This window comes from Nitrospirota bacterium, from assembly GCA_035873375.1.
GTDB lineage: Bacteria > Nitrospirota > Thermodesulfovibrionia > Thermodesulfovibrionales > JdFR-85 > BMS3Bbin07.
In genome coordinates this window covers 83,978-91,214 of the sequence record JAYWMQ010000061.1, presented here as the reverse complement: position 1 = coordinate 91,214, position 7,237 = coordinate 83,978, and the positions used below count along the sequence as shown (strand labels likewise).

At 43.7% G+C, this 7,237-nt stretch carries 9 protein-coding genes and 1 pseudogene; 3 read left to right on the top strand and 7 right to left on the bottom strand.

All coding sequences use genetic code 11. From position 1 onward, the window contains the following. On the top strand, positions 1–564 hold a 564-nt coding region (locus VST71_13105), incomplete at its 5' end, for a hypothetical protein (protein ID MEC4686654.1). A 119-nt stretch (positions 565–683) separates the two neighbouring features. On the opposite strand, the gene VST71_13100 is transcribed toward VST71_13105, so the two are convergent. The 5 genes and pseudogenes from VST71_13100 to VST71_13080 form a co-directional block, all read right to left on the bottom strand. Further along, positions 684–881: a hypothetical protein gene (locus VST71_13100; protein ID MEC4686653.1), complete on the bottom strand. Its 198-nt coding sequence runs from the start codon at positions 879–881 to the stop codon at positions 684–686. Between the two features lie 65 nt (positions 882–946). Then, positions 947–1,471 (bottom strand): hypothetical protein, encoded by a 525-nt coding sequence (locus VST71_13095; protein ID MEC4686652.1) that lies wholly within the window; start codon positions 1,469–1,471, stop codon positions 947–949. Between the two features lie 581 nt (positions 1,472–2,052). After that, positions 2,053–2,547, bottom strand: a complete 495-nt coding sequence (locus VST71_13090) for a toll/interleukin-1 receptor domain-containing protein (GenBank protein ID MEC4686651.1) — start codon at positions 2,545–2,547, stop codon at positions 2,053–2,055. A 309-nt stretch (positions 2,548–2,856) separates the two neighbouring features. Continuing rightward, positions 2,857–2,955: pseudogene (locus VST71_13085) on the bottom strand (DpnII family type II restriction endonuclease). 14 nt (positions 2,956–2,969) lie between these two features. Beyond that, complete coding sequence (locus VST71_13080) at positions 2,970–3,242, bottom strand: hypothetical protein (GenBank protein ID MEC4686650.1); 273 nt, start codon at positions 3,240–3,242, stop codon at positions 2,970–2,972. Between the two features lie 533 nt (positions 3,243–3,775). Between VST71_13080 and VST71_13075 the strand changes: the two genes are divergently transcribed. Continuing rightward, complete coding sequence (locus tag VST71_13075) at positions 3,776–4,261, top strand: peptidylprolyl isomerase (GenBank protein ID MEC4686649.1); 486 nt, start codon at positions 3,776–3,778, stop codon at positions 4,259–4,261. A 67-nt stretch (positions 4,262–4,328) separates the two neighbouring features. Here VST71_13075 and moaC read toward each other — a convergent pair whose 3' ends face one another. Together moaC and VST71_13065 are read right to left on the bottom strand one after the other, a co-directional pair. Then, positions 4,329–4,811, bottom strand: a complete 483-nt coding sequence (gene moaC, locus VST71_13070; protein MEC4686648.1) for a cyclic pyranopterin monophosphate synthase MoaC — start codon at positions 4,809–4,811, stop codon at positions 4,329–4,331. 15 nt (positions 4,812–4,826) lie between these two features. Then, positions 4,827–5,129 (bottom strand): hypothetical protein, encoded by a 303-nt coding sequence (locus VST71_13065; GenBank protein ID MEC4686647.1) that lies wholly within the window; start codon positions 5,127–5,129, stop codon positions 4,827–4,829. Between the two features lie 467 nt (positions 5,130–5,596). On the opposite strand from VST71_13065, the gene VST71_13060 reads away from it, so the two are divergent. After that, the gene (locus VST71_13060; GenBank protein MEC4686646.1) at positions 5,597–7,033 is read left to right on the top strand and encodes a M48 family metalloprotease; all 1,437 of its coding nucleotides are present in this window, start codon (positions 5,597–5,599) and stop codon (positions 7,031–7,033) included. Positions 7,034–7,237: the final 204 nt, after the last annotated feature.

The window sequence follows — 7,237 nt, the reverse complement described above, 5'->3', positions numbered from 1 at the left end:
CATCTGTTTCAGAACAGGTACAAATCAATAGTGTGTGATGAAAATAGCTACTTTGCGGAGTTGGTTCGCTATATACACCTTAATCCCCTTCGTGCAAACCTGGTAAAAACCCTGTCGGAACTTGACCGATACCGTTACAGTGGACACAGTGTGTTGATGGGTAGAGTGAAGAATGAGTGGCAGGACCGTGATTATGTATTAAACCGGTTTGGCAATAAAGAAGGAGAGTCAAGGAATGCCTACCGTGTATTTCTTAAAGGGGGAATAGCAAAAGGGAATCAGCCGGAATTGGTTGGGGGTGGATTAATCCGCTCACTTGGCGGGTGGTCGGAAGTGAAATCTCTGAGAAGACAAGGAGAGGGGAGACTGACCGATGAGCGGATATTAGGGAGCGGGGATTTTGTAATGAAGGTTCTGCAGGAGACGGAGGACAAGTTAAAGAAGCAGTTTTCGGCAGATGAACGAAGAGAGAAAATGAAAGAAGTTATTGAGGAGATATGTAAAAAAGAAGGCGTAAATATTCTGGAATTGGAGTCTGGCAGCCGGAGGAGCAGGGTGTCTTAGGCAAGGTCACAGATAGTTTGCAGGTTGATTGAGACTTATGGGATTCCTTTGGCGGAGGTTGCTCGCCAGGTAGGAGTTTCCACCTCTGCTGTATGTAAGATAATAACAAGGAAAAGTAGTTAGTCAACGTAGTCAACAACGTCCCCTCCTTGTCCTCCCACTACTCCTTTATTTATCTCTTGTGGCAAATCTTTTTCGTAGTAATTACCATCACTACCACCTCCCCACTCAATGCCACATAACCAAATATCGGAATTAATATTTCCTCCATCACATCCTGATAAAGAACAGGCCCAAAGTCTCATGTTTTCATTCATGGAGAGTTACTCCTTGCATAACGACCTCGTCAGTGACAATTTTGGCAGTCCGCTGGATGTATTTATTACCCCTTGAACATAGGATGCAGGCCAGTCCATGTGTGCAGTGCACCTGAAATCTCATCATCGTTTATACCTCTTAACTTAAATATTTCACAAATAAAATGCTCTGCGGTTTCAAGGGCACGATATGCTGAATATTCATTTAGAGAATCGTACATTGATGTATCCGCCAAGCCTTGAATAGTAAATCCCGGCGCCTCAAGGGTTTCATATGTGCTCGAGAAATGGATCAATCCATTTCTGATATTTTTTAAGGCAATAAACTGTTGGCCTATACCTGACCCAAAATTTAGCCTTTTATTAAATGCAGCTTCTGGCCATTCCTTTACCTTTTTATCCAGAGATATTTGTCTTTCTAAATCGTTCATTATTTTTGTTTTTGCGTGTTCATAGTGTTTCTCTGTAATTAATATTCGGAAGTAAACATTCATAAACACCTCTACTCCCGTTACAGCTGTTATCACGCAAAGAGCCGAATCTTCCTTCCCATGATTGTCGAATTCATGTCCACCAACCCTATCGCACATTCGGCGAAGCGCACTGAAATAAGCCCAAACCATACGATTTGGGCTATACAACACTTTATTGTTACTCGAACTTTCCATATGAGAGCTAACAAGTTATTAACCGGTTTCTTGATAACCATGTCAAAATTTGGTAAATTCCATATTCAGGTTGAAGGATGCTATAAAAAGTGCTTAACTTCCATATTAAGCAAGCAAAAAGTAGAGTGATCAAGAAACCTGATAACCCAAATGTAGCACGTGAAAATAGAAGCTGTCAAGGCTTTAAGCAAATTTTGGGTAAATCATTTTTTAGAGCTGCCTCGTAACTTTTGTCCTCACCTGCAAAAGGTGAGGGCTCTGATCAAGCAAATCAGGAGTTATGTTAACTATTTCAGAAAGCAAAAGGGCAATTTTTGTCTCAGCTCTTGAGGAAAAAGAGATTCCCCGTGAGAATAGAGGGTATTACCTCAAGTGGGAACAGCGTTCATCTTAAGTCTTTACATGCGTGATAATTCACTTATGTCTTTCGAAGGAAAGTATTGCAGGAAGTCAATACTTAATATTTAAGACGCGACCCCGGGCCTTCCGATCGATTAGAACAATTATTTGCTGAACGCCCACAATACAAATGCACCTATACCCATTAACGCTAGGGCCTCTTTATCTTTTTGCTTTTTCTTTTCAATTTGTGCAAGAGCATGCGCCTTTTTATTGTAAGAACTAACAATAATCTCTCTTGCTTTGACTACAGCACCTTCAGGATCTTTATAAACGGGAAGATACTTTAGATTGCTAATGAAGCCAGGCAAAGCGATACCTTCTGTGAGAACAAGAGGCAAAACAATTTTCTTTAGAGCACCTGCTCGGCCAATTTCTTGCGACACCCAACTTGAGTTCTGTGCATTTTGACTCCAAAGAACTACAAATAAATCACATTCTTCTATAGCCATAGATATCTTTTCTCCTAGATTCTCGCTAGGTTGTACTGAGTGTTCAGCAACAAAAACATCAATTGGTGTCCCTTTTAACTGCTGTCTAAGCAACCCTACTTGCTCGATATCGTGTGTTGAATAACTTACGAATATTTTGTATTGCACCGTATGTTCCTTTTTGTTGTTCTAACAAGTTATTAACTGGTTTCTTGATAACCACGGCAAATTTTAGAAAATTCCATTTTCAGGTTGAAAGATGCTGTAAAAAAATGTTTAACTTCCATGTAAAGCAAGCAAAAAGTGGAGTTATCGATAAACCTGATAAACCCAATGTAGCACGTGTCCATAGAAGCTGTCAAGGCTTTAATCAAATTTTAATTAATTTTTGGGTAACACTTTTTTAGAGCTGCCTCGAAACTTTTTGTCCTTACCTGCAAAAGGTGAGGGCTTTGATCAAGTAAATGCGAATTTAAATTGGGCACAAACACTACTTACAAAAACTTCTACAATATTCTCCATTGTTGTGCCACCACGATTTTTTCTTCCATTGCTATTAAGACCAACCTCAACGCCTACTTTAATCAAAATTATATCTCATCGTTCTTCCCATCACTTGAAATATAAAAATATTCTTTTGAAACTCTATAATTATCGTCCAATTGATAACAAAACACTTCATCGAAATTGGGTTTCACAAGATATTCATTTTCCTTTAATAGATTCTGAAAAGCTTTTTTTGAATTAACACCAGAGGCAAAACCTACCACTTGTAAGTTTTCAATGTCAGGTTCAATAGACATTGAATCGGGTTGAAAGGTATAACCATCTAAAGTTAAAAATATGTAGTGTTTCTTCTTCATGTCCGAACTCCTTTTTCGCTAACTTGCATCTTTATAAGTTGCCCCCCTTGTTTTAACTGAAAGGAACCTGAAAAGTACACTCCCAAATATTTTTTTGATATCTGCCATTGATATAAATTGTCGAACAAATGATGTTTATGAGTCTACAGACTATAAGTAGCATTCTGTGCCGTACTGAAATGAAAACTTCCGGCTGCAGGGACGGTGGGGCATTGTTGGGTGGTTCTTAAATATAGGGGGTATATGAGGAAAACGCGCAGCAGAGACTGTGAGACATTAAAATCTGCCCGGAATGCTTGACGCTCGATATAAGACAGGGATATACTAAATAGAATTAAAAAGCATTAAAAAGAGAGATTCCGGCTTAAGGATTGGTGGAATGACAGAACAGACTCTAAACAAGTTTCTTCATAACAGGAGGTCATATGAGCTTTTTTAAAACCGGTTTTGTGCTGGCGCTGGTGTTGATGTTGTTTGCCACTGCTTATGCTGAGCCGAGACACAGAAAATTCACTAAAGAGGAGATTAAGAAGATGGCTGAAACGAAGGCGGTTATTGAAACAAAATTCGGAAATATTGAGCTCAGGTTCTTTCCTGATGTGGCACCAAACCATGTGAACAATTTTATAGAACTTGCAAAAAAGGGGTTTTATGACGGTACAACCTTTCACCGGGTAATTCCGGGGTTTATGATACAAGGTGGGGACCCGAACTCAAAGAGCCCGGACAGGTCAACTCATGGCATGGGAGGCCCTGGTTATTCTGTTAAGGCCGAGTTTAATAACAAAACCCATAAAAGAGGGGCTCTCTCCATGGCAAGGTCTGCAAACCCTGACAGCGCGGGTTCTCAGTTCTTTATATGTGTGGCTGATTCCCCTTTTCTTGACGGGAAATATACTGTTTTTGGCGAGGTCGTCTCTGGCATGGATGTGGTGGACAAGATAGTGAGTCAGCCAAAGGATGCAAGGGATAACCCTGTTGAGCGGATTGAGATGAAGGTTAAGATTATAGAGAAATAAGCTGGATGTTTGCAGCTTTATGAGTATACGGGGGCAGATGATAAGGTTCATCTGCCCCCCTTGTTTTTTAGTCTTTCTTCCGCCTGAACTCCCCGCTCCTGCCGCCACGTTTTTCAAGGAGCATTATGCCGGATATGGTCATCTCCCTGTCAACGGCCTTGCACATATCATAAATAGTGAGGGCAGCGGCGGACACGGCTGTTAGGGCCTCCATCTCAACCCCTGTCTGACCAACGGTCTTCACCCTTGACTCTATCAGCACCCTGCTCTTCTTCTCATCAAGGGTGAAATCTACAGAGACACCCGTTATGCTGAGGGGATGGCAGAGGGGTATAATATCCGGAGTCTTCTTTGCAGCCATTATCCCGGCTACACGGGCCACCTGAAGGACATCACCCTTTGCGGCCTTGTTTTCTTTAATGATGGAAAGGGTTGCGGGCTTCATTGATACAGCCCCGCAGGCCACGGCCTCACGGGCAGTGGGCGGCTTTTCAGATACGTCCACCATCCGGGCCTTGCCTTTGCTGTCTATGTGTGAGAGTCTGGACATATCTGGTATTTTGGGCTATTTGAGGGTTATTGTCCCTGTGCGGGGGTCGTATTCGTACATGTCTGCATTAATATCTATACCGATGAATTTCTGCAGGTCCTGAAGGCTTGCCGGATACTCTCCGTTTGCAGCGTGAAATTGCTGAATGGCCCGCTTGATAAGCTCAAAGTTAGCCGTATCAGCCGCATCCTGGGCCTTTTCATATGAATTTATGAGTGCGTTGCCGTATTCCTTGACGGGATTGCGCGGTTTGTCCTTGCAGGCTGTCAGTAAAGGGAGCAGCAACAGGACGGTTGATATAAGAACAACTTTTTTCATAGCATATTGTATCATAAAAACAGGATAAGAAAGTTCAGGGGTTCAGGGGTTCGGGAGTTGAGGACGCAAAGAGCATAGCGTTAGAAGACAAGACGCATAGGGCATAGCGTTCAAAGATAGGACGCATAGCGTGTAGGATACAGGATTCCTTAGCTTTGTCTTTAACGCTTTGCGCCATGCGCTAATCGAGAGAAATCTTGAAGTAATCGAGAGGCTGAAAGAAGTTTTTAAGCTTCACGATGCCCTCGAGATAACCACAAGATAAGAAACAGAGAGAATGATTCCTGGTTTTAAAAATCGAGAGAAATCTTGAGGTAATCGAGAGGCTAAAAAGAAGTTTTTAAGCTTCACGATGCCTATTCGATAGACGGGATTTAAAAATATCCTGATTATCCTATTAATCCTGTCTAAAAAAATGGCTGTATCGTTGTTATATTGCTTGAAAATCAGGGAGGGGTATAGCGGAAATGTCTCATGTGGTCAGTAGAATCACGGTCCTTATCCTTGTCCTCTCACTTTTTGTATCCTGTTCAGTGAATCCGGTTACCGGCAGGCGGGAGTTGATGTTTGTGTCCGAGTCCCAGGAGGTGAAGATAGGGCGTGAGGCTGCGCCGTCGCTGAACTGGGCGTACGGGGGCGAGTTTCACGATAAGGCGCTTAACCGGTATCTTGGAGGGATTGTGAGGCGGATATGGCAGGTCTCCGAGAGGCCGGGTCTTCCGTTCAGGTTTGTTGTCCAGAACACCTCTGTCCCGAATGCTTTTGCCCTTCCCGGTTATGTGGCGATTACAAGGGGATTGCTTGCAGCTCTTGATAACGAGGCGCAGTTTGCGGCTGTAATGGGGCATGAGGTGGGGCATGTGATGGCAAGGCATACTGCAAAGAGGATTACCCTTGGCACCCTGCAGCAACTGGGGCTCGTTGCGGGAAGTGTGGCCCTGGCTGGAAAAGAGGGCTCTGACCTGCTGCTCGGACTTGGTGTGGTCGGAAGCAGCCTCCTGCTGCTTAAGTATAACAGGGAGCAGGAACTTCAGGCAGATCGTCTGGGTGTAAAATATATGGCTGCCCTTGGATATGACCCGTATGAGGCGATAAAGGCCCATGACAGGCTGAAGGTGGCAGTGGAAGATTATCTTAAGAGGCAGGGCAGGAAGCAGCAGGACGACACCTTCCTCAGTGCTATCCTGTCCACCCACCCAAGGGAAGAGGTCAGGAAGGAGGAGATGCTTGAGATGATAAGGCAACTCCCTCCTTATCACATTAAGGGCGATGGCCGCTATCAGAAGAGGTTTCAGGCTGCCATCAGGGGGCTTCGCAAAATAAACCGTATCTATTTTGTATATGACAGGGCTGTGCTGCTTTACAATGAGGATAAGCTTGCGGAGGCGGAAAAAAAGCTCAAAAAAGCCATCTCCATGAACCCGGAACAGGCCCCTTTTTACAACCTCTACGGGATGATACGGCTCAAGGAAACACGGTATTCCGAGGCCAAAAAATATTTTAAGGAGGCGCTCCTGAGAGATGAGGGATATCAGCCGGCATTTTACGGTCTTGGGATGGCGGATCTGCAGATGAAGAGGTACAGGGCTGCTGTCAAGCAGTTCAAAAAGAGCCTTAAACTCTTCCCCGGACATCCAGGCTCTCATTTTGGCATGGGCAAGAGTTATTTTTATCTGAATAGGTATGCAGAGGCCATTCCGCATCTCAGGAATTTTGCCTCTCAGTCTCCAAAAGACCCTGAGGTACATGGTCTCCTGGGTATCTGCTATGAGGAGACAGGTGATATCAGGTCTGCAATAAGGGAGTACAGGCTTCAGGTGAAGGTGGCGCCTGATACCAGGCTTGGCCGGATTGCAAGGGAGCGCCTCTATGTATTGAGCCCCCCTGTGTACAGGACTCCCTGACGCGGGGGATTGTGACTATTGAGAGATCAGAGATCCTGAATCAAGTTCAGGATGACATATATACATATATTTAGTTGACATAACCCAGCACACCTCAGCACTGTCTCTGTAAGATTCAATGACATATATACATATATTTAGTTGACATGTATTTATGGTAGACGGATTTTTTTAAACCATCCTGATTATCCTGTTAATCCTGTC